The sequence below is a fragment of the Roseovarius sp. MBR-79 genome, from assembly GCF_053628555.1.
Genome location: NZ_JBRJGP010000001.1, coordinates 52,036 through 75,605 on the forward strand (window position 1 = coordinate 52,036; position 23,570 = coordinate 75,605).

Consider the following 23,570-nt stretch of genomic DNA (forward strand, 5'->3'; position numbering starts at 1 on the left):
GCAATCAAGCTGCCGATCCATGGACTATGACACGATCTCTCCCGCCGATTTCGGCAGCCGCCTGCGCGGCCTCGGCCTCAACCTTCTGGTGCGGGACGTGCGCGCCGAGGCGGCGTTCCTCGGGGCCGTCTTCGACATGAGGGCGCATCGCCTCAGCGCCGATTTCGCCATTCTGACCTATGGTGACGAGGTCCTGCAACTGCACGCAGATGCGACCTATGCCCGCCATCCGCTGCATGCGCTTCTGCCCGAGAACGCACCGCGCGGTGCAGGCGCGTCGCTGCATCTATTTGACACTGACCCGGACGCGGCCGCCGCGCGCGCCGACGCCGCAGGCGGCCATGTCCTGCAAGCGCCCGCCAACAAGCCCCACGGGTTGCGCGAATGCTGCATCCTCAGCCCCGCAGGCTATGCCTGGGTCGCCTCGCGCCCGCTGACCGATCTTGAAAGGAGCGACACATGACCGTGACCAACCTGCGCCCCAACATGGACCACTGGCAGGAACGGGTGGACCTCGCCGCCGCGTTCCGCTGGACCGCGCGGCTCGACATGCACGAGGCGGTGGCGAACCACTTCAGCCTGTCGGTCAACGAGGATGGCACGCGCTTCCTGATGAACCCCAACCAGATGCATTTCGCCCGCATCCGCGCCAGCGACCTGATCGAGGTGGATGCGAACGATCCCAAGACGCTGAGCCGGCCCGGCGCCCCGGACCCGACCGCCTGGGGGCTGCATGGCGGGCTGCACCGGCATTGCCGCCAAGCGCGCTGCGCCATGCATGTCCACTCGATCCACGCCACGGTTCTGGCCAGCCTTGCCGACAGCCGCCTGCCGCCCATCGACCAGAACTGCGCCACCTTCTTCAACCGATATGTGATCGACGAGGGCTATGGTGGCCTCGCCTTCGAGAACGAGGGCGCGCGCTGCGCGCAGCTTTTCCATGACCCGAAGCAGAAGGTCATGATCATGGGCAATCACGGGGTCATGGTGATCGGCGACACGGTCGCCGACACGTTCAACCGGCTCTATTATTTCGAGCGCGCCGCCGAGACCTATATCCGCGCGCTCCAGACCGGGCAGCCCCTGCGCGTGCTCTCCGACGAGGTGGCCGAAAAGACCGCGCGCGATTTGGAGGACTATCCCGGCCAGGCCGAGCGGCATCTGGGTGAATTGAAGGCCCTGCTTGATGCAGAGGGGTCGGATTACGCCACGTAGGGCGCGCCGAAGCCGCCCCAGCACCGCCTCAATCGTAGCTGCGCAGATCCTCGATCACCTTGCCGTCATTTGGCAGGCTACCCGGCGGCACGATCTCGACCCGGCCTTTCAGCTTCAGCGTCTCGGTGACGCTGCCCGCAAAGCCTGCGGCATCGCCGCCCGCCGCCTCGATCCGTACGGTCATCACATCCGCCTCGCCCTCGCGGGTGGCGATGACGCGGGCGCGGGCGATCTCGCTGTGTTTGGCCACCAGCGCGGCCACCTGTTCGGGGCGCACGAACATGCCCTTGATCTTGGTGGTCTGATCGGCCCGGCCCATCCAGCCCGTGATGCGCATGTTGGTGCGCCCGCAGGGGCTTTGCCCCTCCATCACCGCCGACAGGTCGCCGGTGGCAAAGCGCAATAGCGGGTAATCGGGGTTGAGCGATGTCACCACCACCTCGCCCACCTCGCCGGGGGCGACCGGCGTGCCGGTGCCGGGGCGCACGATCTCGACGATCACGCCCTCATCGACGATCATCCCCTCCTGTGCGGGGCTTTCATAAGCGATATTGCCCAGATCGGCGGTGGCATAGCATTGCAGGCAGGTGATCCCGCGCTCGGCATATTCCGCGCGCAGCGACGGGAAGAGCGCGCCGCCCCCGACGGCGGCCTTGGTGATTTTCAATGGCAGGCCCATCTCATCGGCCTTGTCGAGGATCACTTTCAGATAATCCGGCGTGCCCGCATAGGCGGTGACACCCACATCATGCGCGGCCCGCGCCTGCAACTCGGTCTGCCCGGTGCCTGCGGGCAGCACCCGCGCCCCCACTGCCCGCGCGCCGTTCTCGAAGATCATGCCCGCAGGCACGAGATGATAGGAAAAGCAGTTCTGCACGATGTCGCCCGGCCCGATCCCGCAGGCATGCAGAAACCGCCCCATCCGCCACCAGTCCGCCGTCACGCCGCCCGGCTCGTAGATCGGCCCCGGTGACTGGAACACATGGGCCACATCGCCCACCGGCAGGCTGCCGAAAGGTGGGGCCTCGGTCTGGCGCGCGACGAGATCGGATTTGCGCAGCACCGGCAGACGGGCAAGCTCAGTGAGCGACGACAGCGGGGCCAAGCCCCCTTGCGCCAGAAGCGCGTTGAGCGCCGCCAGTTGCGCGGCCTCTCGGGCGTCGGGGCTGCGGATTTCCAGGTCGTCGAAAGGGCGGGTCATGATCAATCCTCGGGCTGGGTATGGGGCGTGCGGGTCAGCTCAGCCACCGCTTGCGACGGCGATAGCTGCGCACGTCGCGGAATGACTTGCGCCCCTCGTCGGACATGCCGAGGTAGAATTCCTTCACGTCCGGGTTCTCGCGCAGCGCGGCGGCGGCCCCGTCCATCACCACCCGGCCCGATTCCAGAATATAGCCGTAATGGGCATAGCGCAGCGCCACGTTGGTGTTCTGCTCGGCCAGAAGGAAGGTATAGCCCTCCTGCTCATTGAGCGATTTCACGATCTCGAAGATCTGCTCCACAAGCTGCGGTGCAAGGCCCATGGACGGCTCATCGAGCAGGATCGTCTCGGGGCGCGACATCAGCGCGCGGCCGATGGCGCACATCTGCTGCTCACCGCCCGAGGTATAGCCTGCCTGGCTTTTGCGGCGCTCCTTGAGGCGGGGGAAATAGTCGTAGACCTTGTTCAGCTCGGCGTCGATCTCGCCCCGGCTCGCGCTTCGCGTATAGGCCCCGGTCAGCAGGTTCTCCTCGATGGTCAGGTGCTCGAAACAGTGCCGGCCCTCCATCACCTGCACCACGCCCTTCTGCACCAGATCCGAAGGCAGCAGGTCCTGCACCCGCTCGCCGCGATAGGTGATCGTGCCCTTGGTGACCTCGCCGCGCTCGGACTTCAGAAGGTTCGACACCGCCTTGAGCGTCGTGGTCTTGCCCGCGCCATTGCCACCCAGAAGCGCGGTGATCCCGCCCTTGGGCACCTTGAGGCTGACGCCCTTCAGCACAAGGATGACGTGATTGTAGATCACCTCGATATTGTTGACCTCGAGCAGGGTCTCGTCACGCAGGGTCTCGTCACTCGGTGCGGCATCCAGCATCGACACTCTCCTTGGCGGCAGGCGCGCGACCGCGCCCTTCATCGTTCCAAAAATACTCAAATTTCCCCGGCCACGGCGCGCGCCGCAGCCGGGGACCGGTCTCAGCAGCGCGGGGTGATCCCGTTCTCGGCGGCGAAGGCCGCGGAATCCTCGGCCACCAGCTTGTTGATGATCTCCTGATCGGACTGGAAGTAGTCGGTGATCAGCGTGAACTCACCGGCCGCCGCATCCCATTGCGACACGGCGCCATAGCCGTTGCCGCCGTGGTTCTCGCACGACACCTTGAACTCGGGGCCAAAGCCCGGCAGGCCAAGAGCCGCCATCTTGGCCTCGGTCATTTCGAGGTTTTCCATGCCATCACGCAGTTGTGCGGCGTTGATCGCCGAAACGCCGTGCATCTCCTGCGCGGTCTTGATCGCCTCGGCGGCGAGCATGGCGGCATACATGCCCCGGTTGTAAAGCACGGTGCCCACCTGATCGCCCGCACCGGCGGCCTTGCCGGCATCGACCACATGTTTCTGGATGTCGGCATAAACCGGGTAGTCGCGCCCGAGGTTGTGGAAGGTCAGCGCCTTGTAGCCGTTGGCGGCGGCACCGGCGGCCTTCACGTCATTCTCGGAACCCGACCACCAGATACCGATGAAATTCTCCATCGGAAAGCGGATGTTCACGGCCTCCTGGATGGCGACCTGGTTCATCACGCCCCAGCCCCACATGATCACATAGTCGGGCCGGTCGCGCCGGATCTGGAGCCATTGCGACTTCTGCTCCTGGCCGGGGTGATCGACCGGCAGCAGGACGAGCTCGAAGCCGTGCTTGGCGCTCAGCTCTTCCAGCGTGCGAATGGGCTCCTTGCCATAGGCGGAGTTGTGATAGACGAGCGAGATCTTCTTGCCGCTGATATCACCGCCATTCTGGTCGAGGATATGGGTGATGGCGTGGCTGGCCCCGTCCCAGTAGTTGGCCGGGTAGTTGAACACCCACTCGAACACGCCGCCATTCTTGGCCGAGGTGCGCCCGTAGCCCATCGTGTGAAGCGGGATGCCGTCGGCGCTGGCCTTGGGAATGAGCTGATAGGTGATCCCGGTCGAGAGCGGCTGATAGATCAGCGCGCCATTGCCGGCACCCTTGGTGCCCTCGTAGCACTCCACCCCCTTTTCGGTGTTGTAGCCGGTCTCGCATTCGACAAGGTTGATCTTCTCCCCGCCAATGCCGCCGTCACGCTCGTTGAGCAGGGTAAAGTAATCCTGGTAGCCGTCCGAGAACGGAATGCCGTTCGCGGCATAGGGCCCGGTGCGATAGCTGGTATCGACGATGGTCAGATCGGCCAGCGCCGGCCCCGCCATCAGCGCCGCCGCCAGCGCGGTTGCCATGAGTCTCTGTTTCATCGGTATTTTCCTCCCTTGGTTTATCCGATGTCTTGTCTTGACCGCGGTGCCCCGCGCCCAATTTCGATAGGTGGGTTTTACCCCACCGATACCCGCCCCTAGTGGGGGAAGGGCCACAGTCTCAGTTTCTCCTTGGCGACGCGCCAAAGCTGGGCCAGCCCGTGCGGCTCGGCGATCAGGAAGATCACGATCAGCGCGCCCACGATCATGAATTCGAGATGCGCCGCAAGGTCCGTGGGCCAGCCAAGCCCGCCCACCAGCACGTTCTTGAGGAGCACCGGCAAGAGCACGAGGAACGCCGCCCCGGCAAAGCTGCCGAAGATCGAGCCAAGCCCGCCGATGATCACCATGAAGAGCACGAGGAAGGATTTGTTGATCCCGAACGCCTCGCCCACCTCGACCGCCCCCAGATAGACCGAAAAGAACAGCGCCCCCGAGATACCCACGAAAAACCCCGAGACGGCAAAGGCCGTGAGCTTTGCCTTGAGCGGGTTCACCCCGATGATCTCGGCGGCGATGTCCATGTCGCGAATGGCCATCCATTTGCGGCCCGCCATGCCGCGCGTCAGGTTGCGGGCAAGGATGGCGCAGGCGACTGTAAAGACAAGGCAGAAGAGATAGGCCGCCCAGGGCGCCGTTTGAGCGCCGGTCACGGCCACGCCGAACACCGTGCGCTCGGGGGCGTTGATCTGGCCCGAGGCCGAGTAGTTGTAGAACCAGCCCACCCGGTTGAAGAGCCAGACAAGAAAGAACTGCGCAGCCAGCGTCGCCACTGCCAGGTAGAACCCCTTGATCCGCAAGGACGGCAAGCCGAAGAGCACGCAGACCGCCGATGTAATCCCGCCCGCAAGGATGATATGAAAGAAGATGTTGATATCGGGAAAGGCTGTCATCAGCTTATAGCAGCCATAGGCCCCCACGGCCATGAACCCGCCGGTGCCAAGGCTGACCTGCCCGCAATAGCCGACGAGGATATTGAGGCCGATCGCGGCGATCGCATAGATCAGGAACGGCAGAAAGACCGCGTTCACCCAGTAGTCATTGATGACAAGCGGCACCACGGCAAAGGCCGCGATCAGCACCACGTAATAGCGGTAGCGGTCGAACTTGATCGGGAAGGTCTGGTTGTCGTCCACATAGGAGGTCTTGAAATCCCCCGCCTCACGGTAAAACATCAGATCACCTCCCCATGAATTTCATCGTCGTGGCGCTTGACGGCCCGGTTGGGCCGTCGCGCATAACCTGTCGCTTCGGCATGGCGCACCAGCCACAGAAAGGCGAGCATCCCCGTCCCGCCGCCGATGGCGGCAAGAACCGCCGCCGTGACCATCCGGCCCGACTGTTCCGGCGCGGTCGTCAGGGCAAGATAGCCAAAGGCCCAGAAGCCCCCCCATGCGACGACATTGGCAATGGCAATGAGTTTTTTCATCGCTCTCACACCCGCTCGATGATCTTTTCGCCGAACAGGCCCTGCGGCCGGAACACGAGGAAAATGAGCGCCAGCATATAGGCAAACCAGTTCTCGGTAGCCCCGCCCACAAGCGGGCCGATGGCAAACTCGAACATCTTTTCACCCACCCCGATGATCAGCCCGCCGACGATGGCGCCGGGGATCGAGGTGAAGCCGCCCAGCATGAGAACCGGCAGCGCCTTGAGCGCAATGAGCGAGAGCGAGAATTGCACCCCCATCTTGGTGCCCCACATGATGCCCGCGACCAGCGCAACAAAGCCCGCCAGCGACCACACCATGACCCAGATGAAGTTGAGCGAGATGCCGACCGAGAGCGCGGCCTGATGGTCATCGGCCACCGCGCGCATGGCGCGGCCATGCTTGGAATATTGCGCGAACATCACCAGCGCCGCCACCAGCAGCGCCGCCACCACGGTGGCCACGATGTCGAGATTGTCGATGAAGAAGCCGTAGCCGAAGATCCCGAAGGTCACTTCGTCAATCGCGCTGTTCATGCCTTGCGGCAGGCCCACGTCCAGCTTCTTGATATCGGCCCCCCACATCACGTCGCCGAAACCTTCGAGGAAATAGGCAAGGCCGATGGTGGCCATGAAAAGGATGATCGGTTCCTGCCCGACAAGGTGGCGAAAGATCAGCTTGTTGACGACCCAGGCCAGCGCGATCATCACCACCACGGTGAGCGCGATGGCCAGAAGCCCCGGCACATGCCAGCCGAAATGATGCACCTCGGTGCCCAGAACCGCGTTGATGAGGTGGCTGAAGGGCACCTGCCCCTCCATGATCCCGACCAGCGTCATCGCGGCGAAAAGCGCCATCACCCCCTGGGCGTAGTTGAAGATCCCCGACGCCTTGTAGATCAGCACGAAGCCGAGGGCCACGAGCGCATAAAGCACCCCCGCCATGAGGCCGTTGAGAAAGACCTCCATTCCGAAAATCACGCTGTCAGGCATGGGTTGTCTCCCTGTTCGTTGCGGTCTCTTGCGCTGTCTCAGGCTTCAAGGCCGGTCTCCACGATCCGCAGCGTGAGGCCGTCCGTGCCGCTGTCTTTCTGAATTTCCAGAATCGGCTCGATCCAGTGGTTGCTGTGCCAGCGTCCCTCGGCCACCGGCACATAGCGCCCCTCGTGCACCGCGCCCGCGATCCAGTCGTCGAAACCGACCACCGGCACCCCGTCCGGGTCGCGCACGGCACAGGACAAAATGCCGTCACCCGGTGCGCGGTCCACGATCAGCACGCGGCCCTCCGCCAGCGCGTAGCGCGTCACATCCCCCTCGCGCGCGCCCTGCCCCAGCCCCGCCACCACCGGCGGCGTCAGGTTTTCGAGCGCCGAGACGCACCGCGTCTCGAAATCCGCCCAGGCCCCGGCCTGCGCCATGGCAGGCAGCGTCATCAAAAGCGCCGCGCCGAGGGCCAGAGACCCCGGAGCGCGTCCAGGGTGATGTCGCGCCGCGCAATCAATCATGCGCCACCCCGAGATAGGCGTCGATCACCGCCTGATTGCTGCGCACCTCGTCGGGGGTGCCATCGCCGATCTTCTTGCCGTAATCCATCACAACGACGCGGTCGGAGAGGTCCATCACCACGCCCATGTCATGCTCGATGAGGGCAATCGTGGTGCCGAATTCGTCGTTCACATCGAGGATGAAGCGGCTCATGTCCTCTTTCTCCTCGACGTTCATGCCCGCCATCGGCTCATCCAGAAGCAGGATCGACGGCTCGGCCGCCAGCGCGCGCGCCAGTTCCACCCGCTTTTTAAGACCGTAGGGCAGCCGCGCCACGGGGGTCTTGCGGATATGCTGTATTTCCAGAAAATCGATGATCTTTTCCACCGCCGCGCGGTTCTCGACCTCTTCGCGCTCCGCGCGGCCCTTCCAGATCGCCTGCGCCAGAAGCCCGGTCTTCATCTGCCGGATGCGGCCCGTCATGACGTTGTCCAGCACGCTCATGCCCTCGAAAAGCGCGATGTTCTGGAAGGTGCGCGCGATGCCCTGCTGCGCCACCTCATAGGGCTTCATCGGCGGGCGCTTCTGGCCCTTGTACCAGACCTCGCCCTCCTGCGGGTTGTAGAAGCCCGAGATGACGTTGAGCATCGAGGATTTGCCGGCACCGTTGGGGCCGATGATGGCGCGGATCTCGCCCTCGCGGATGTCAAACGAGATATCCTTGATCGCCACCACCCCGCCAAAACGCAGGGTGATGTTCTTCATCTCCATCACCACACCGCCGATCTTGCGGCCATCGGCGGTGAGGGTGGTCTCGGGGGTCATCTCGTTCATTCCGCCGCCACCTTCTGCTCTTGGATCTGAACCACCTGCGCCTCCACGATCTTCAGCGTCGCCGAAATCGCGCCCTTGCGGCCATCCTCGTAGGTGACTTCGGTGGTGGTGAATATCTCGTCGGAGCCATCGTAAAGCGCGGTCACCAGATCGCCGAACTTGTCGGAAATCACGTTGCGCCGCACCTTGCGGGTGCGCGTCATCTCGCCGTCATCGGCATCCAGTTCCTTGTGCAGCACGAGGAAGCGATGCACCTGGCTGTGCGACAGCATCGGATCATCGGCAAGGCTGCGGTTGACCTCCTCGACATGGCCGCGGATCGTCTCCAGCACCTGAGGGTGGCCCGCCAGTTCCTGATAGGAGGCATAGCCGATATTGTTGCGCTCGGCCCAGTTGCCCACGGCCGTCAGGTCGATATTGATGAAGGCGGTGCATTTGTCGCGCCCGTTGCCGAACACCACGGCCTCGAGGATATTGGGATAGAACTTGAGCTTGTTCTCCACGTATTTCGGCGCGAACAGGCGGCCATCGGCCATCTTGCCCACATCCTTGGCGCGGTCGATGATCCGAAGGTGGCCTGATCCTTCCTCGAAGAAACCCGCATCGCCGGTGGCGACCCAGCCCTCGGCATCCTTGGTCGAGGCGGTGCTGTCGGGGTTCTTGTAGTAATATTCAAAGGTGCCGGGGCTGCGATAGAACACCTCGCCCGTGTCGCTGATGCGGATTTCCACGCCCGGCGCGGGCACGCCCACGGTGTCGGAACGCACCTCGCCATCGGGTTGCAGGGTGATAAACACGCTGGCCTCGGTCTGGCCGTAAAGCTGTTTGAGATTGATGCCGAGCGAGCGGTAGAAATCGAAAATCTCCGGCCCGATCGCCTCACCGGCGGTATAGCCCACCCGCACCCGGCCAAGACCCAGCGTATCCTTGAGCGGGCCGTAGACGAAAAGCGACCCGAGCCGGTATTTGAGCCGGTCCATCGCCCCGACGGGCTTGCCATCAAGGATCGCGGGGCCGACGCGGCGCGCATGCGCCATGAAGTGATGAAACAGCCATTTCTTGACGCGGCCCGCATCCTCCATCCGGATCATGACATTGGTCAGTTGCGTCTCGAAGACGCGCGGCGGGGCGAAGAAATACGTGGGCCCGATCTCGCGCAGGTCAAGCTGCATCGTCTCGGGGCTTTCGGGGCAGTTGACGCAGAAGCCGCACCAATAGGCCTGCCCGATGGAAAATATGAAATCGCCCACCCAAGCCATCGGCAGGTAGGCCAGCACCTCCTCGTCCTTGGTGAGATGATCGAACTCGGAGGATGACCGCGACGCCTCGATGATGTTGCGATTGCTCAGCACCACGCCCTTGGGCTTGCCGGTGGTGCCGGAGGTGTAGAGCATGACGCAGACGCTGTCATAGGTCAGCCGTTCGCGCCGCGCCTTCAGATCCTCGATCCATTCGTAATAGGCCGCGCGGCCCTGCTCCTGAATGTCGATGAAACGGTGCAGCTTGTGGTGGTCGTATTTGCGCAGGCCGCGGGGATCGACATAGATGATATGCTCAAGCTGATGCAGCCGTTCCTGCACCTCGATGAGCTTGTCGACCTGCTCCTGATCCTGCACGATGGCAAAGCGCGCGCCGCAATGCTCCATCACGTATTCCATCTCGGGGGCGGCGGCGTCCTGATAGAGCGGCACGGGGATCGCCCCCACCGATTGCGCGGCGACCATCGACCAGTAGAAATAGGGCCGGTTGCGGCCAATGATGGCGATGAAATCGCCCTCGTTCACGCCCAGATTGATCAGGCCCAGCGCCAGCGCCTCGATTTCCTTTTCCGCCTCGGCCCAGGTCCAGCTTTGCCAGATGCCGTATTCCTTTTCGCGGTAGGCGGCGCGGTTCGCAAAGCGCGTGGCGTTGCGTTGCAGAAGTGCCGGGATGGAGTCCATCCCCTCCGTCGGTTGTGACGGTTGTGCCAAATCCCATTCCTCCCTTTCGCCCGTCCCCTCCGACGGGCCGCACCCAAGGCGCGATTCTCATTGCCTCAAGGGTGCGCGTTTATGGTTGGCGGTCAACTTTTTCCTGAACATGTCGCAAAACTTACGAATTGTAACAGGCCGCGATAGGGTCTTTGCGTGCCAAGGGGGCGGTGCTAGCGAAGAAGGCGGAGGAGACGGAGATGAGCGCCAACCACGCCGACCGCGATGCCATGACCATGGCCGGGCTGAACCTCATTCAGCAGGCGCTGACCATCTATGACCGTGATTTGCGGCTGGCCGTGTGCAACAGGCGCTTTCAGGAGATATTCGCCCTGCCCGATGCGCTGGTAACGCCGGGGGCCGATTTCGCCGACACCATCCGGTATCTCGCCACGCGCGGCGATTACGGCGACGTGGGCGACGTGGAGGGCTTCGTGGCCAGCCGCGTCGAAATATCCCGCGCGTTTGAGCCGCATTACATGGAGCGCACCCGCGCCAATGGCCGCACCATTTCCGTCGAGGGCACGCCCCTGCCGCAAGGCGGCTGGGTCACCGTCTATACCGACATCACCCCCGCCAAACGCCAGGAGGCGCTGTTGCGCGCACGCTCCGAGGAACTCTCGGACCAGATCCTGACCTATTCGGAGGAGCTGGCCACCGCCAACCGCGAGTTGCAGGCCACCATCACCGCCCTCGAAGAGGCCAAGCGCCAGATCACCGAAGCCGAGGCGCGCACGCGCCTCACCGCCGAGATGATGCCCGCCCATATCGCCCATATCGGGCCGGACCGCTGCTATACCTATTCCAACCGGCGGCTGACCGCGATCATGCCCGGATCGCGCGCCGATCTCATTGGCGTGCACGCGGCAGAGGTTCTGGGGCCACAGACATGGGCGGTCCTCGACCCCGAACTTGACAAGGCGTATCGTGGGCACTCTTCGGTCTTTGAATTCACCCATGAGCCAAGTTCGCGCCGCATCCGCGTGGCGCTCACGCCCGATCCCACCAGCGGCGGGGTCTATATCCTGTCGATGGACATCACCGAGGAAAGCCAGACCCGCGCCGCGCTGCAACAGACACGGCGGCGCGAGATGGCGGCGCAACTGACCAGCGGATTGGCGCATGATTTCTCCAACCTGCTGACGATCATTCTGGGAATGCAGTCGCGCCTTGCCCGCATGGGGCTGGCCGCCGAGGCGCGCGCGCTGATCGACGCCACCATCGCGGCGGCGCGGCGCGGCGGCGGGTTGCTCAATCGTATCGCCGACATGACCGGCCCGCGCGAGCACGAACCCGTGCCCACCGACCTTGCCGCCTTTCTGACCGATCTCGAAACCCTTGCGCGCTCGGCTCTGCCCTCGGGTGTCGCGCTCAGGGTCGAGGCCGGGACGGGCGGGCGCTACCTGCTCGATGCGGGGATGTTGCAGGATTCGCTGCTCAACCTCATCCTCAACGCCCGCGACGCTTGCGCGCCCACGGGCCGGATCACGCTCTCGGTGCGCCCGCTTCAGGGGACATGGCTGGAATTCATCGTGCGCGATACCGGGCCCGGCTTCTCGGTGGAGGCGCTCGACCATGCGCTTGATCCGTTCTTCACCACCAAGGGCGGCGAGGGGTCGGGGCTTGGCCTGTCGATGGTCTATGACATGACCAAGCTCGCGGGCGGGCGGATCGTGCTGGGCAATACAAGTGAGGGCGGGCAGGTGGTGCTGCGCCTGCCGCTGCGGCCTGCGGGGGATGCGCGCCCGCCCGGTCTGGTGCTTCTGGTCGAGGACAGCCCCGACCTGCGCTCCACCCTGCGCGACATGCTGCGCAGTGCGGGCCACAGCGTGATCGAGGCTGCCAGCGTCGAGGAGGCCGCCGCCCTGCTCGACGATCTGCCCGAGATTTCCGCCGTGCTCTCGGATGTGGTGCTCGAAGGCGCGCGCACCGGGATCGACCTTGCCCGCCTGCCCCGCCCCGAGGGCTGCGCGCTGGTGCTCATGACCTCGCTGCCGCCCGACGACCCGCTTTACCGGGCCGCCGCCGCCGCAGCCCCGGTGCTGCGCAAACCCTTCACCGCAGCACAGCTTGACGCCGCGCTCACTGCCGGAGACCGCCCATGACCACACCCGCCGCAACCGCCCCGCTGGTGACCATTCTGGACGACGAGCCGGCCATTCGCACCATGCTGGCCGACGCGTTGAACGAGGCGGGGTTTCGCACCATGGCCTTTGGCCGCGCGACCGAGTTCGAGGCCGCGCTGCGGACCACAACGCCCGATGTCTGTCTCGTGGACCTGTCGCTGCCCGACCGCGACGGGCTCGGCCTCGTGCATCGCCTCGCGCTCGAACAGGGGGCGACGGTGATCATCATTTCAGGAAGAGCGCAGGTGCAGGACCGGGTCACGGGGCTTGAGCTTGGGGCGGATGACTACATCATCAAGCCGTTTGATCCCGCCGAGGTGGTCGCCCGCATCCGCGCCCGCCTGCGTCGGGGCACGCCCAGCACCCAGACCGGCGAGGTGGCGCGCTTCAACGGCTGGGTGGCGCATTTCGACCGCTATGTGCTGGAGGATGACAGCGGCACCGAGACACCCTTTTCCCATGCCGAGGGCGAGGTGCTGCGGCTGTTTCTGGAGCGGCCCAAGCGGCTTATATCCCGGCAGGCCATGCAGGAGGCGCTTGGCGGCGCGGCGGGCGAGAGCTTTGACCGGGCCATGGACGTGCGCATCTCGCGGCTGCGCACCAAGCTGCGCGAAGACCCCAAGAACCCGCGCCTGATCAAGACGATCTACGGCGCGGGCTATATCTTTCTGGGGGATGTGGGGTGGGGGTGACGCGGCCCGCAAGGGGATCGCGGCCCGGCTGGCTTTTGGGCTGAAACAGACCTTCGGTTGCTGCTCCCGGCGCGGCATCAGGGCCGAAGGTCGGCAGACTGTCCGGTGGACAGTCTGAGGCCAGAACGGGCGGGAGCCCGATACAGGCCGGCACATCATCTTCGCTGGCGCCCATCAGGTCGGCCAGCCTCGGCCCGCGCCCGGCCACGCCGAAAATCCCGCTTTACACCTGAACCGAACGGTTTATCTTCCGCCACAGAACAGGAAGGAGCCGCCATGCCGCTGACCGTGAACGGGGCCGATTTTCCCACCGAAGGGCTTGATCCCGACATGCCGCTTCTGTGGGTGCTGCGCGATGTGCTGGGCCTGACGGGAACGAAATACGGCTGCGGGATCGCGCAATGCGGGGCCTGCACCGTGCATGTGGACGGGGTCGCCACGCGGTCCTGTCAGGTGGCGCTTGGCGATGTCTGGGGACCGGTCACCACCATCGAGGGGCTGGGCACGCCAGCGGCCCCGCACCCGGTGCAGGCGGCCTGGATCGAGCGCCAGGTGGCGCAATGCGGCTATTGCCAGTCAGGGCAGATCATGCAGGCGGCGAGCCTTCTGGCCGAGGTGGCAGAGCCTTCGGATGCCGAGATCGACGACGCCATGTCGGGCAACCTCTGCCGGTGCGGCACCTATCCGCGCATCCGTGAGGCCGTCCGGGCCGCTGCGCGCGCGATGAAGGGGGCCTGAGATGGGGCGCGCGAAAACCATCGCCCGGCGGGCATTTCTCATCGGATCAGCGGCCATCGCGGGCGGCGTGGCCTTTGGCGTCTGGCGGTTCAGGACGCCCTATGCGAACCCGCTCCTGCGCGACCTGCCGGAGGGGGCGGCGGCGCTCACGCCTTATGTGATCATCACCGCCGAAGCGATCACACTGATCACGCCGCGCGCCGACAAGGGGCAAGGGGCCACCTCGGTGCAGGCCGCGCTCATCGCCGAGGAACTGGATGTCGACCTTGACCAGATCATGACCGATCCCGGCCCGCCGGACCGCGCCTATTGGAACACGGCGCTCTCGTCCGAGGCGGTGCCGTTCCGCGCGACCGACGAGGGCTGGCTGGCCGAGGCGGCGCGCGGCGCGATGGCCGCCCCGATGAAGTTTCTGGGGATGCAGATCACCGGCGGATCGACCACCGTGCCGGATGGCTATGAGAAACTGCGCCGCGCAGGCGCGGTGGCGCGCGAGACGCTGAAGGCGGCGGCGGCGCGCCTTCACGGGGTCGAGGTGGCAAGCCTCACGACCGAACGCGGCGCGGTGATCCTGCCGGATGGCACGCGGCTCAGCTACCGGAGCCTGGCCACCGAGGCGGCGCGGACCGAGCCGGTGACCGAGGTCACGCTGCGCGACCCGGCCGATTGGCGGCTGCTGACGAAGCCGATGCAGCGCATTGATATCGTGGCGAAATCCACCGGAACGCAAGGTTATGGCATCGACGTGACGCGGCCCGACATGCTCTATGCCGCTGTGAGGCTGGCCCCGCAGGGCGCGGCGTTGCGGGGCTATGACGCGACCCGCGCCGAGGCGATGCGCGGGGTTGAAAAGATTGTCGCGCTCCCCGCTGGCGTGGCCGTCGTCGCCACGAGCACATGGCACGCGATGCAGGGGGCGCAGGCGATCACGCTCGATCATGGCCCCACCCCGTTTCCGCCCGGCATGGCGGGGCATTGGCAGGCGCTCTCGGACAGCTTTGACAGCGCGCGACAAGACAGCCAATTCCGCGATGCCGGCGATGTGGCGGCCGCGCTGGCCGTATCAACGGATGTCGAGGCCGAATACCGCGCGCCCTATCTGGCCCATGCGCCGCTCGAGCCGCTCAATGCCACGGTGCTCCATACGCCCGGGCGTGTCGATGTCTGGACGGGCACGCAGGTGCCGCGTTTTGTCCAGACCAACGTGGCCGCGATCACCGGCCTTGGGCCCGAGGCGGTGCATGTCCACGCGCAGATGATCGGCGGCAGCTTCGGGCACCGGCTGGAGGATGAGGCGGTGCGCCATGCCGCGCGCATCGCCATGGCCGTGCCGGGGCGTCCGGTGAAGCTGACCTATTCGCGCGAAGAGGACATGGGCCATGACTTTCCCCGTCAGATCGCCATGGCGCGCGGGCGGGGCCGCGTGGCCGGGGGACGGGTCGAGGCGCTCGATCTGGGCATCGCCATGCCCTCGGTCATCGCCTCGCAGATGGGGCGGCAGAACATCCCCGCCCCCGGCCCCGATCTTCAGATCGTGGCGGGGGCCTGGGATCAGCCCTATGCCATACCGCATTACCGGGTGACGGGCTATCGCGCGCCGGAACTGGCCCCGATTTCCTCGTGGCGCTCGGTGGGGGCCTCGACCAACGGATTTTTCCACGAGAGCCTGCTGGACGAGGTGATCCACGCCGCCGGGGCCGACCCGCTGGAAGAGCGCTTGCGGCTCTGCGATCACGCGCCCTCGCGCAAGGTGCTGGAGGCGGTGGCCGAAATGTCGGACTGGGGCGCGCCCATGACGGCGGGGCGCGGGCGCGGCGTGGCGCTCTGCCTGTCGTTCGGGGTGCCCTGCGCGATGGTGGTGGCGGTGAGCGCGACCGGGGAGGGCATCCGCCTCGACCACGTCCATGTGGCCGCCGAGGTCGGGCGCGTGCTCGATCCGGTGAATTTCGACGGGCTGGTGAAGGGCGGCGTGGTCTTTGGTCTGGGGCACGCGATGCATGGCGCAATCACCTATGAGAACGGCGTGACCGAACAGACGAATTTTGACACCTTCCGCGCCATGCGCCTCTATCAGTGCCCCGAGATCACCGTGCGCGGGCTGGAAAACGGCGAGCGGATCCGTGGGGTGGGCGAACCGCCCGTGCCCCCCGCCGCGCCGGCGCTCGCCAATGCGATCTTTGCCGCGACCGGGAAACGGCTGCGCGAAATGCCGTTCGACACGCATATCGGCTTTGTCTGAGCGCCTCTTGCCCCCGCCCGCGCGCGGTGCTTCAAGAGGGTCATGCCGACGCTTGTGACCACCCTCCTGCTTCTGGCGATTGCGGGCCTTTCCGGGGTCGGGGCGCAGGCGGCAGGCTTTCCCCTGCCCTTCCTCATCGGGCCGCTTGTCGTCTCGGCGCTCATTGCCACCGTGCTGCCCGAGCGGCTGCCGGAGGGCTATCGCTTTCCCGAGCCTGTGCGGCTCGCGTTCATCGCCATCATCGGGCTGATGATCGGCGCGCAGGTCACGCCCGCCCTGTTTTCCGAAGCCCACAATTATGCGCTGACGCTGGGGGCGGTGACGCTCTTTGTGGGGCTGGCCCATGGCCTCGGCTACGGGGTCTTCCGCTGGTTGGGGGGCTATGACAGGGTGACGGCGTTTTACGCCAGCACCCCCGGCGGCCTCTATGAAAGCATCGAGATGGGCACGGCGGCGGGGGCGGATGTCACGCGGCTGATGATGCAGCAATTCCTGCGCATCATCGCGGTGGTGACGCTTTTGCCCTTTGGCCTTTCGCTCTGGCTGGGTGCGCCGGTGGGAAGTGCTGCGGGCATGAGCCTTGCGCGCGCAGAGGTGCCGTGGTCGGACCTGCCGCTGATCATGCTGGCATGTCTGGGCGGGTTGGCTTTGGGCCGGGTGCTGCGCCTGCCGGCGGGGCAGATGACCGGACCGATGGCGGTGGCGGCGGCGCTGTCACTCTCGGGCTTGCTGGGGTTCGAGATTCCGCAATGGCTGGTCAATCTGGCGCAGGTGATCCTTGGCACCGCTCTGGGGATGCGGTTCACCGGGCTGAACCGGGGGCTGATGCTGCGCGGGGCGGGGCTGGCCGTCGTGTCGGTCGCGGGGATGCTGGCGGTGGGTGTAGCACTTGCCGTTGGACTGCACGCCGTGACGGGAGAGCCGGTCGATGTGCTGGTGATCAGCCTGGCACCGGGGGGTGTCACGGAAATGGCGCTGGTCGCGCTCAGCCTCTCGGCCAACCCGGCCTTTGTCACGCTGCACCACATTTACCGCATCCTGCTCACCGTGCTGGTGATCGGCACGGTGACGAGGCTCAGACGCGCACCCCGTGCCGCCCCGCCAGATCGGTGAAGAACTGCCACGCCACGCGGCCCGAACGCGCGCCGCGCGTGGCCTGCCATTCGATCGCCTCGGCGCGCAAGGCCGCGTCGTCGATCCCGACCCCGTAAGCCGCGCAATAGCCCCGGATCATGGACAGGTATTCGTCCTGATCACAGGGATGAAAGCCGAGCCAGAGCCCGAACCGGTCCGAGAGCGAGACCTTTTCCTCGACCGCCTCGGAAGGGTTGATGCCGCTGGAGCGCTCGTTCTCGATCATGTCGCGGGGCATGAGGTGGCGGCGGTTGGAGGTCGCGTAGAACACCACATTATCGGGCCGCCCCTCGATCCCGCCATCGAGCACGGCCTTCAATGATTTGTAATGCTGGTCGTCATGGCTGAACGACAGGTCGTCGCAAAACAGCAGGAAGCGTGCCTGCGCGCCGCGCAACAGGTTCAGCAGGCGGCCCACCGAAGGCAGATCCTCGCGCTGCAACTCCACGATCTTGAGCGGCAGGCCCTCGGCCAGAACGGCGGCGTGCACGGCCTTCACGAGGCTCGATTTTCCCATGCCCCGCGCGCCCCACAGAAGCGCGTTGTTGGCGGGCAGGCCGCGCGCGAACTGGCGGGTATTGGCCAGGAGCGTGTCGCGCGCGCGGTCGATGCCCACGAGAAGGCCCATATCGACGCGGCTGACCTCGCGCACCGGCTCCAGCCGGTCGGGGGAGACGTGCCAGACGAACGCCTCCGCCCCGTCGAAATCGGGCGCTGTCAGCGGCGCGGGGCTCATCCGCTCCAGCGCGGCGGCGATACGGTCAATCGGGTCCATGGCCTAGCTCTTGATCTCGTCAGAAGGGTCGCTTTCGTCCTCGTCATCGAACCACAGCCCCTGCGCGCGCAACTCCTTTTCACGCTTCTTCTCGACACGCGCGACAAGCTGGATCGAGACCTCGTAGAGGCCATAGACCACCACGAAAAGGATCAGCTGGGTGATGACATCGGGCGGCGTCACCAGAGCGGCCAGCACGAGGATGCCCACCACCGCGTATTTGCGCACCGATTTGAGACCAACCGCGCTGACCAGCCCGGCCTTGCCCATGAGCGTAAGGAGAACGGGCAGTTGAAAGCACAGACCGAAGGCCACGATGAATTTCAGCGTTATATCGAGGCTCTCGTTGACCTTGCCGAAAAAGGTGATGCGAATGCCGTCGCTGGCCGCCGGGGCGTCGGGGACCGCTGGCACCGCGTCAGAGTCAACAAGCCCGCCCATCAGGTCGGCGATGATCGAGGGCACATCGGCAAAGCCAAGGAAAAACGCCATCGCCAGCGGTGTCACCACGAAATGCGCAAACGACGCGCCCAACAGGAACATCACCGGCGAGGCGATCATGAAGGGCAGGAACGCGTTCTTTTCCTGCTTATAGAGGCCGGGTGCCACGAACCGCCACATCTGGAAGCCGATCACCGGGAAGGCCAGCGCAAAGCCGAACACCATCGAGATGCGAAACAGCGTGAACAGGTATTCCTGCGGGCTGGTATACTGCATCGTCGGCGACGGGTCGCCCATTTCGCGCAACGTGGCCTCGATCGGGCCAAGCAGGAATTGCAGGATCGGCTCGGCCACGGTGAAGGCCAGAACGATACCGACGACAAAGGCCATGACCGATCGGATCAGCCGCGTGCGCAATTCCGCCAGGTGCTCGATCAGCGGGGCGCTGGACTCGTCTATGTCGTCCTCGGGCACGCTCATGCCTTGTCCCCGGTGCCCTTGTCGGCGCTTGCCGGGGCGGCGGCTGCCTCGGCGGCGCGACGCTCGGCGGCCAGTTCCTCGGCCTTCTCGCGGGTCGCGTCCGCCCGCGCCTGAACCTCGGGATCAAGCGGCGGTCGCGCCGTCTTTTCAAGGTCGCGGGTCACGTCCTCGGTGGTCTTCTTGAGTTCGTTCATCGCCGTCTTCATCGGGTTCGACGCGGCCTTGAACGATTTCTGGATGTCGCCCACGCCGGACTGGTCGGCGGCGTCATTCATCGCGCGGCTGAATTCACGCGCCATGCCCTTGGCCTTGCCGACAAACCGGCCGACGGCCCGGAACATGCCGGGCAGGTCCTTGGGGCCGACGACGATCAGCGCCACGATCCCGATGACCAGAAGCTCGGTCCAGCCAAGGTCGAACATTCAGGGTTCAGACCTTGTCTTTTTCTTGCGCGGGTGTCACGTCGCGCGCCTCTTGGGCGGTTTCGCTGGTATCCTCAAGCTCCTTGTTGCCCTCGGCGATGCCCTTCTTGAACGAGGTGATCCCCTTGCCGACCTCGCCCATGAGGGCCGAGATCTTGCCACGCCCGAAAAGGACCAGCACCACCACGGCGATCAGCAGAATGCCGGGAAGGCCGATATTGTTGAGCATCTCTTCTCTCCCTTGCTCGGGGCCGTGCCGCCCCGGACCCTTGATTGCCTTTATCTAGACATTCGTCGCGCCCGATGAAAGGACCAATCCACCCCGCATGCGCAAATCGCGCGGGCGCTATTCGTCCGACTGGGCCTCGGCGCGGCTCTTGCCGGACACGTTCTGCGCCAGCGTGGCGGCCATGAACGGATCGAGGTCGCCATCGAGCACACCCTTGGTATCGGAGGTCTCGTGCCCGGTGCGCAGGTCCTTGACCATCTGGTAGGGCTGCAACACGTAAGACCGGATCTGGTTGCCCCAACCCGCATCGCCCTTGGCGTCATGGGCCTCGTTGATGGCGGCGTTGCGGCGGTCAAGCTCCATCTGGTAGAGCCGCGATTTCAGCGCCTTCATGGCGATATCGCGGTTCTGGTGCTGCGATTTCTGGCTGGAGGTGGTGACAACCCCGGTGGGAATATGGGTGATCCGCACCGCCGAGTCGGTGGTGTTGACGTGCTGCCCCCCCGCGCCCGAGGACCGGTAGGTGTCGATGCGGATATCCGAGGGGTTGATCTCGATCTCGATATTGTCGTCAACCACCGGGTAGACCCAGACCGAGGAGAACGAAGTGTGCCTTTTGGCTGCCGAATCAAAGGGCGAAATCCGCACGAGACGGTGAACGCCCGATTCGGACTTGAGCCAGCCATAGGCGTTATGACCGGAAATCTTGTAGGCGGCGGACTTGATTCCGGTTTCCTCGCCCGGTGATTCCGATTGCAACTCGACCGTGTAGCCGCGTTTCTCGGCCCATCGGACATACATGCGCGCCAGCATCGACGCCCAGTCACAGCTCTCGGTGCCGCCGGCACCCGCGTTGATCTCGAGGAAGGTGTCGTTGGCATCGGCCTCGCCATCCAGAAGCGCCTCCAGCTCCTTGGCGGCGGCCACCTTGGCAAGCGATTTGAGCGCCGCCTCGGCCTCGGTCACGACCTCGGTGTCCCCCTCCATCTCGCCCAACTCGATCAGGCCGAGATGGTCGTCAAGCTCCTGCTTGATCCGGTCATGCGTGTCCAGCGCATCGACCAGCGCCTGACGCTCGCGCATCAGCGTCTGGGCGCGCTCGGGGTCGTCCCAGAGCGTTGGGTCCTCCACCCGCGCGTTGAATTCCTCGAGCCGGTGGCGCGCGGTCTCCCATCCCAGCCGCTGGCGCAGAAGTTCCAGCGATTTTTCGATCTCGGAAACGAGGGTCTGGGTTTCGGCGCGCATGGTCGGTCTTGTCCTCGGCTGATCAGAGCCGCCTGATACCGCAGCGCCGGGATATGGACAAGGGACCGCTAGTAGAGCCCGCCCGAACTCATCGAGCCGAAACTCGCGCGGCCCCCTACCGTCGCCTTCTGGCCGGTCGAGGTGGTCACCTCGCGCACCTGCTCGCCCTCGCCACGCGCGAAAAGGTCAAGATCGCGGCCCATGGCAAAGCCACCGTCATAGGCCACGCCAAAGAACGGCTCTTCCCCGTCGCGGAAATACTCGGCCACCACGTAATCGCCGGTGGCGTCATCGGGTAGCCGCGCGCCGGTGAACCGGTCGATCTTGATGAAATGCCCGCCCGGCGGGATCTCGAACGGGCCGCCGCCGTATTTCTGCACCGCTTCTTGCATGAATTCCTGAAACACCGGCGCGCAGAGAGAGGAGCCATAGGCCGACCGGCCAAGACCGCGCGGCTGGTCATGGCCGATATAGCAGCCAGCGGCGATATTGCTGGTAAAGCCCACGAACCACACGTCGCGCGCGTCATTGGTGGTGCCGGTCTTGCCCGCAACGGGCACCGGCAAGTTGATGGCACCTTTGGCGGTGCCGCGCTCCACCACGCCGGTCATCATCGAGGTAAGCTGATAGGCGGTGATCGCGTTCATCACCCGCTCGCGGTCCGAGACGATCCGGGGACCACGGTCGCGCGCGATGCCCGGATCGCGGCAATCGACACAGTCGCGGGTGTCCTGCCGGTAGACGGTGCGCCCATGGCGGTCCTGCACCCGGTCGACAAGGCTGGGGCGCACGCGCTCGCCGCCATTGGCGAACATCGCATAGGCCGCCACCATGTTGTAGAGCGTGGTTTCCTCGGACCCCAGCGAATTGGCCAGAAACTGCCCCATGTTCTGATAGACGCCAAAGCGTTCGGCATAGCGCCCGACAAGATCCATCCCCACCTCCTGCGCAAGGCGGATGGTCATGAGGTTGCGCGATTGCTCGATCCCGGTGCGCAGCGGCGTGGGCCCGTAGAACTTGTTCGACGAATTGCGCGGCCGCCACAGGCCCTGCGGCGTGTTGATCTCGATGGGCGCGTCGATGACGATGGTGGCGGGCGAATAGCCGCTGTCGAGGGCGGCGGCATAGACGAAGGGCTTGAAGCTCGATCCCGGCTGGCGCATCGCCTGCGTCGCGCGATTGAACACCGAATGCTGGTAGGAAAACCCGCCCTGCATCGAAATCACGCGGCCCGTGTTGACGTCCATCGCCATGAAGGCACCCTGCACCTCGGGCACTTGCCGCAGGCTCCAGTTCTCGAAGGCGCCGTCCTTCGTGACGGCGCGCACATGCACCACATCGCCACGGGCAAAGGTCGCGCGGAAATCGCCCGGCAGCCAGCGGATATCGCTGCGCGGCACCTCCTGAATGCCGTCGATGCCCTCGATGCCGATGCGCATGGCCTGATCGCCGGTTTCCAGAACCACGGCAGGAAACCACAGCCCGTCAAGCTCGATGTCGCGCGGCACGCGCAAGGCCGCGAGCGCCGCCTGCCAGTCGGCCTCGGACCCCAGCACCTCCTCGGGCAGGCTCTCACCGGTGCCGCGCCAGCGCCCCTGCCCGCGATCATAGGCCTCGAGCTGACGGCGCAGGGCGCGCGCCGCATGAACCTGCATCTCGGGGTCGATGGTGGCGCGCACGGTCAGGCCGCCGGTAAAGAACTCGCCCTCGCCGTAGATCTCGCTCAATTGGCGGCGGATCTCGTCGGTGAAATAGTCGCGCGGGGGCAATTCGGCGCTGAACGGGGTGAAATCGCCGTTCTGAACCGAGCGCAGCGGCATCTCGCGCTCGGCGCGATACTCGGCCTCGGTCAGATAGCCGTTCTCCCACATCTCGCGCAGCACGAAATTGCGCCTGTCAAGCAGGCGCTCCTTTTCGCGCACCGGGTGATAGTCGCTCGGCGCCTTGGGCATGGCCGCGATCGTCGCCGCCTCGTGCGGGGCCAGCGCGCGCAAGGACTTGTTGAAATAGGTCTGCGCGGCGGCGGTCACGCCATAGCTGTTCTGCCCGAGAAAAATCTCGTTGAGATAGAGCTCGAGGATCTGCTCCTTGCTGAGCGTCTCCTCGATGCGGGTGGCGAGGATGATCTCCTTGATCTTGCGCTCCATCTGCCGGTCGCCCGACAGCAGGAAATTCTTCATCACCTGCTGCGTGATGGTCGAGGCCCCGCGCACGTTCTTGCCGCGCGATTTCACCGCGTCATAGATCGCCGAGGCGATGCCCATGGCGTCATAGCCGTGATGGGAATAGAAATTCTTGTCCTCGGCGCTGATGAAAGCCTGTTTCACCAGATCGGGAATGTCCTCGGCCGGGGTAAACAGCCGCCGCTCGCGGGCGAACTCGTCGATGATGCGCCCTTCGGCGGAATAGATCCGGCTGATCGTGGGGGGCGTGTAATTGGCAAGGCTCTCATGGCTCGGCAGGTCCTTGCCATAGATATGCAGCACCGCACCGATCGACAGCCCGATGATGACCACGACAAGGGTGATCAGGCTGAACAGGCTGCCCAGAAGGCTAATCACAGGGCGCAGCACGGCACTCTCCTCATCGACGCTGCGCCCGATATAAGGGCCCGTGGCGCAGCCGTCAAAACACAAACGTGATCGCGGCAGGCC

The 23,570-nt window shown here is 65.2% G+C and carries 22 protein-coding genes; 7 read left to right on the plus strand and 15 right to left on the minus strand.

Translation table 11 applies throughout. From position 1 onward, the window contains the following. Positions 1-19 precede the first annotated feature (19 nt). Complete coding sequence (locus tag ACSSV8_RS00315) at positions 20-463, plus strand: VOC family protein (protein ID WP_454281143.1); 444 nt, start codon at positions 20-22, stop codon at positions 461-463. Next, positions 460-1,215 (plus strand): class II aldolase and adducin N-terminal domain-containing protein, encoded by a 756-nt coding sequence (locus ACSSV8_RS00320; protein ID WP_454281144.1) that lies wholly within the window; start codon positions 460-462, stop codon positions 1,213-1,215. Before ACSSV8_RS00315 ends, ACSSV8_RS00320 begins: the two co-directional genes overlap by 4 nt. A 28-nt stretch (positions 1,216-1,243) precedes the next feature. Here the strand turns inward: ACSSV8_RS00320 and ACSSV8_RS00325 are convergent, their stop codons facing one another. From ACSSV8_RS00325 to ACSSV8_RS00365, 9 genes are all read right to left on the minus strand, one after another. Beyond that, a complete protein-coding gene (locus ACSSV8_RS00325; RefSeq protein WP_354539737.1) occupies positions 1,244-2,416 on the minus strand; it encodes a phenylacetate--CoA ligase family protein in 1,173 nt (390 codons plus the stop codon). 34 nt (positions 2,417-2,450) lie between these two features. Next, positions 2,451-3,290 carry an ABC transporter ATP-binding protein gene (locus tag ACSSV8_RS00330; protein ID WP_354539736.1) on the minus strand — a complete coding sequence of 280 codons (840 nt, stop codon included), beginning with the start codon at positions 3,288-3,290 and terminating at the stop codon, positions 2,451-2,453. A 101-nt stretch (positions 3,291-3,391) separates the two neighbouring features. Continuing rightward, the gene (locus tag ACSSV8_RS00335; RefSeq protein WP_454281145.1) at positions 3,392-4,678 is read right to left on the minus strand and encodes an ABC transporter substrate-binding protein; all 1,287 of its coding nucleotides are present in this window, start codon (positions 4,676-4,678) and stop codon (positions 3,392-3,394) included. Between the two features lie 98 nt (positions 4,679-4,776). Further along, positions 4,777-5,853 carry a branched-chain amino acid ABC transporter permease gene (locus ACSSV8_RS00340; RefSeq protein WP_454281146.1) on the minus strand — a complete coding sequence of 359 codons (1,077 nt, stop codon included), beginning with the start codon at positions 5,851-5,853 and terminating at the stop codon, positions 4,777-4,779. After that, positions 5,853-6,107, minus strand: a complete 255-nt coding sequence (locus tag ACSSV8_RS00345; protein WP_354539733.1) for a hypothetical protein — start codon at positions 6,105-6,107, stop codon at positions 5,853-5,855. Before ACSSV8_RS00345 ends, ACSSV8_RS00340 begins: the two co-directional genes overlap by 1 nt. A gap of 5 nt (positions 6,108-6,112) precedes the next feature. Next, a complete protein-coding gene (locus tag ACSSV8_RS00350; RefSeq protein WP_354539732.1) occupies positions 6,113-7,099 on the minus strand; it encodes a branched-chain amino acid ABC transporter permease in 987 nt (328 codons plus the stop codon). Positions 7,100-7,137: 38 nt separating this feature from the next. Continuing rightward, entirely contained in the window at positions 7,138-7,539 is a 402-nt protein-coding gene (locus ACSSV8_RS00355) for a hypothetical protein (RefSeq protein WP_354539731.1), read from the minus strand. Between the two features lie 64 nt (positions 7,540-7,603). Further along, positions 7,604-8,416 carry an ABC transporter ATP-binding protein gene (locus tag ACSSV8_RS00360; protein ID WP_454281301.1) on the minus strand — a complete coding sequence of 271 codons (813 nt, stop codon included), beginning with the start codon at positions 8,414-8,416 and terminating at the stop codon, positions 7,604-7,606. Positions 8,417-8,421: 5 nt separating this feature from the next. Continuing rightward, positions 8,422-10,365, minus strand: coding sequence for an AMP-binding protein (locus tag ACSSV8_RS00365; RefSeq protein ID WP_354539729.1), 1,944 nt, complete (start codon positions 10,363-10,365; stop codon positions 8,422-8,424). Positions 10,366-10,595: 230 nt separating this feature from the next. Here ACSSV8_RS00365 and ACSSV8_RS00370 point away from each other — a divergent pair, with 230 nt between their 5' ends. The 5 genes from ACSSV8_RS00370 to ACSSV8_RS00390 all read left to right on the plus strand — a co-directional run bounded on the left by ACSSV8_RS00370 (position 10,596) and on the right by ACSSV8_RS00390 (position 17,303). After that, on the plus strand, positions 10,596-12,500 hold the full coding sequence (locus ACSSV8_RS00370) for a PAS-domain containing protein (RefSeq protein ID WP_454281147.1): 1,905 nt from the start codon (positions 10,596-10,598) through the stop codon (positions 12,498-12,500). Then, positions 12,497-13,213 carry a response regulator transcription factor gene (locus tag ACSSV8_RS00375; protein WP_354539727.1) on the plus strand — a complete coding sequence of 239 codons (717 nt, stop codon included), beginning with the start codon at positions 12,497-12,499 and terminating at the stop codon, positions 13,211-13,213. The genes ACSSV8_RS00370 and ACSSV8_RS00375 overlap by 4 nt, the downstream gene beginning before the upstream one ends. A 276-nt stretch (positions 13,214-13,489) precedes the next feature. Next, complete coding sequence (locus tag ACSSV8_RS00380) at positions 13,490-13,951, plus strand: (2Fe-2S)-binding protein (RefSeq protein ID WP_454281148.1); 462 nt, start codon at positions 13,490-13,492, stop codon at positions 13,949-13,951. 1 nt (position 13,952) lies between these two features. Continuing rightward, positions 13,953-16,190 carry a molybdopterin cofactor-binding domain-containing protein gene (locus tag ACSSV8_RS00385; protein ID WP_454281149.1) on the plus strand — a complete coding sequence of 746 codons (2,238 nt, stop codon included), beginning with the start codon at positions 13,953-13,955 and terminating at the stop codon, positions 16,188-16,190. A 42-nt stretch (positions 16,191-16,232) separates the two neighbouring features. Then, positions 16,233-17,303: an AbrB family transcriptional regulator gene (locus tag ACSSV8_RS00390; RefSeq protein ID WP_454281150.1), complete on the plus strand. Its 1,071-nt coding sequence runs from the start codon at positions 16,233-16,235 to the stop codon at positions 17,301-17,303. Here the strand turns inward: ACSSV8_RS00390 and ACSSV8_RS00395 are convergent. The 6 genes from ACSSV8_RS00395 to ACSSV8_RS00420 form a co-directional block, all read right to left on the minus strand. Further along, positions 17,266-18,099 carry an ATP-binding protein gene (locus ACSSV8_RS00395; protein WP_454281151.1) on the minus strand — a complete coding sequence of 278 codons (834 nt, stop codon included), beginning with the start codon at positions 18,097-18,099 and terminating at the stop codon, positions 17,266-17,268. The genes ACSSV8_RS00390 and ACSSV8_RS00395 overlap by 38 nt on opposite strands. Positions 18,100-18,102: 3 nt before the next feature. Next, positions 18,103-19,020: a twin-arginine translocase subunit TatC gene (gene tatC / locus ACSSV8_RS00400; RefSeq protein WP_354539722.1), complete on the minus strand. Its 918-nt coding sequence runs from the start codon at positions 19,018-19,020 to the stop codon at positions 18,103-18,105. Continuing rightward, a complete protein-coding gene (gene tatB / locus ACSSV8_RS00405) occupies positions 19,017-19,442 on the minus strand; it encodes a Sec-independent protein translocase protein TatB (protein ID WP_354539721.1) in 426 nt (141 codons plus the stop codon). The genes tatC and tatB overlap by 4 nt, the downstream gene beginning before the upstream one ends. Positions 19,443-19,449: 7 nt before the next feature. After that, positions 19,450-19,671: a twin-arginine translocase TatA/TatE family subunit gene (locus tag ACSSV8_RS00410; RefSeq protein ID WP_354539720.1), complete on the minus strand. Its 222-nt coding sequence runs from the start codon at positions 19,669-19,671 to the stop codon at positions 19,450-19,452. A gap of 117 nt (positions 19,672-19,788) precedes the next feature. After that, positions 19,789-20,916 carry a peptide chain release factor 2 gene (gene prfB / locus ACSSV8_RS00415; RefSeq protein WP_354539719.1) on the minus strand — a complete coding sequence of 376 codons (1,128 nt, stop codon included), beginning with the start codon at positions 20,914-20,916 and terminating at the stop codon, positions 19,789-19,791. A 68-nt stretch (positions 20,917-20,984) separates the two neighbouring features. Next, positions 20,985-23,489: a penicillin-binding protein 1A gene (locus tag ACSSV8_RS00420; RefSeq protein WP_454281152.1), complete on the minus strand. Its 2,505-nt coding sequence runs from the start codon at positions 23,487-23,489 to the stop codon at positions 20,985-20,987. Positions 23,490-23,570: the final 81 nt, after the last annotated feature.

Excerpts from the sequence above, each read along its gene's own strand:
- ACSSV8_RS00365 (WP_354539729.1), bottom strand. The coding sequence starts at position 10,365 with ATGGACTCCATCCCGGCACTTCTGCAACGCAACGCCACGCGCTTTGCG.
- ACSSV8_RS00380 (WP_454281148.1), top strand. The coding sequence starts at position 13,490 with ATGCCGCTGACCGTGAACGGGGCCGATTTTCCCACCGAAGGGCTTGAT.
- prfB (WP_354539719.1), bottom strand. The coding sequence starts at position 20,916 with ATGCGCGCCGAAACCCAGACCCTCGTTTCCGAGATCGAAAAATCGCTG.
- ACSSV8_RS00410 (WP_354539720.1), bottom strand. The coding sequence starts at position 19,671 with ATGCTCAACAATATCGGCCTTCCCGGCATTCTGCTGATCGCCGTGGTG.
- ACSSV8_RS00335 (WP_454281145.1), bottom strand. The coding sequence starts at position 4,678 with ATGAAACAGAGACTCATGGCAACCGCGCTGGCGGCGGCGCTGATGGCG.
- ACSSV8_RS00355 (WP_354539731.1), bottom strand. The coding sequence starts at position 7,539 with ATGACGCTGCCTGCCATGGCGCAGGCCGGGGCCTGGGCGGATTTCGAG.
- ACSSV8_RS00325 (WP_354539737.1), bottom strand. The coding sequence starts at position 2,416 with ATGACCCGCCCTTTCGACGACCTGGAAATCCGCAGCCCCGACGCCCGA.
- ACSSV8_RS00320 (WP_454281144.1), top strand. The coding sequence starts at position 460 with ATGACCGTGACCAACCTGCGCCCCAACATGGACCACTGGCAGGAACGG.
- ACSSV8_RS00345 (WP_354539733.1), bottom strand. The coding sequence starts at position 6,107 with ATGAAAAAACTCATTGCCATTGCCAATGTCGTCGCATGGGGGGGCTTC.
- ACSSV8_RS00385 (WP_454281149.1), top strand. The coding sequence starts at position 13,953 with ATGGGGCGCGCGAAAACCATCGCCCGGCGGGCATTTCTCATCGGATCA.
- ACSSV8_RS00370 (WP_454281147.1), top strand. The coding sequence starts at position 10,596 with ATGAGCGCCAACCACGCCGACCGCGATGCCATGACCATGGCCGGGCTG.
- ACSSV8_RS00390 (WP_454281150.1), top strand. The coding sequence starts at position 16,233 with ATGCCGACGCTTGTGACCACCCTCCTGCTTCTGGCGATTGCGGGCCTT.
- tatB (WP_354539721.1), bottom strand. The coding sequence starts at position 19,442 with ATGTTCGACCTTGGCTGGACCGAGCTTCTGGTCATCGGGATCGTGGCG.
- ACSSV8_RS00330 (WP_354539736.1), bottom strand. The coding sequence starts at position 3,290 with ATGCTGGATGCCGCACCGAGTGACGAGACCCTGCGTGACGAGACCCTG.
- ACSSV8_RS00360 (WP_454281301.1), bottom strand. The coding sequence starts at position 8,416 with ATGACCCCCGAGACCACCCTCACCGCCGATGGCCGCAAGATCGGCGGT.
- ACSSV8_RS00395 (WP_454281151.1), bottom strand. The coding sequence starts at position 18,099 with ATGGACCCGATTGACCGTATCGCCGCCGCGCTGGAGCGGATGAGCCCC.
- ACSSV8_RS00340 (WP_454281146.1), bottom strand. The coding sequence starts at position 5,853 with ATGTTTTACCGTGAGGCGGGGGATTTCAAGACCTCCTATGTGGACGAC.
- tatC (WP_354539722.1), bottom strand. The coding sequence starts at position 19,020 with ATGAGCGTGCCCGAGGACGACATAGACGAGTCCAGCGCCCCGCTGATC.
- ACSSV8_RS00315 (WP_454281143.1), top strand. The coding sequence starts at position 20 with ATGGACTATGACACGATCTCTCCCGCCGATTTCGGCAGCCGCCTGCGC.
- ACSSV8_RS00375 (WP_354539727.1), top strand. The coding sequence starts at position 12,497 with ATGACCACACCCGCCGCAACCGCCCCGCTGGTGACCATTCTGGACGAC.
- ACSSV8_RS00350 (WP_354539732.1), bottom strand. The coding sequence starts at position 7,099 with ATGCCTGACAGCGTGATTTTCGGAATGGAGGTCTTTCTCAACGGCCTC.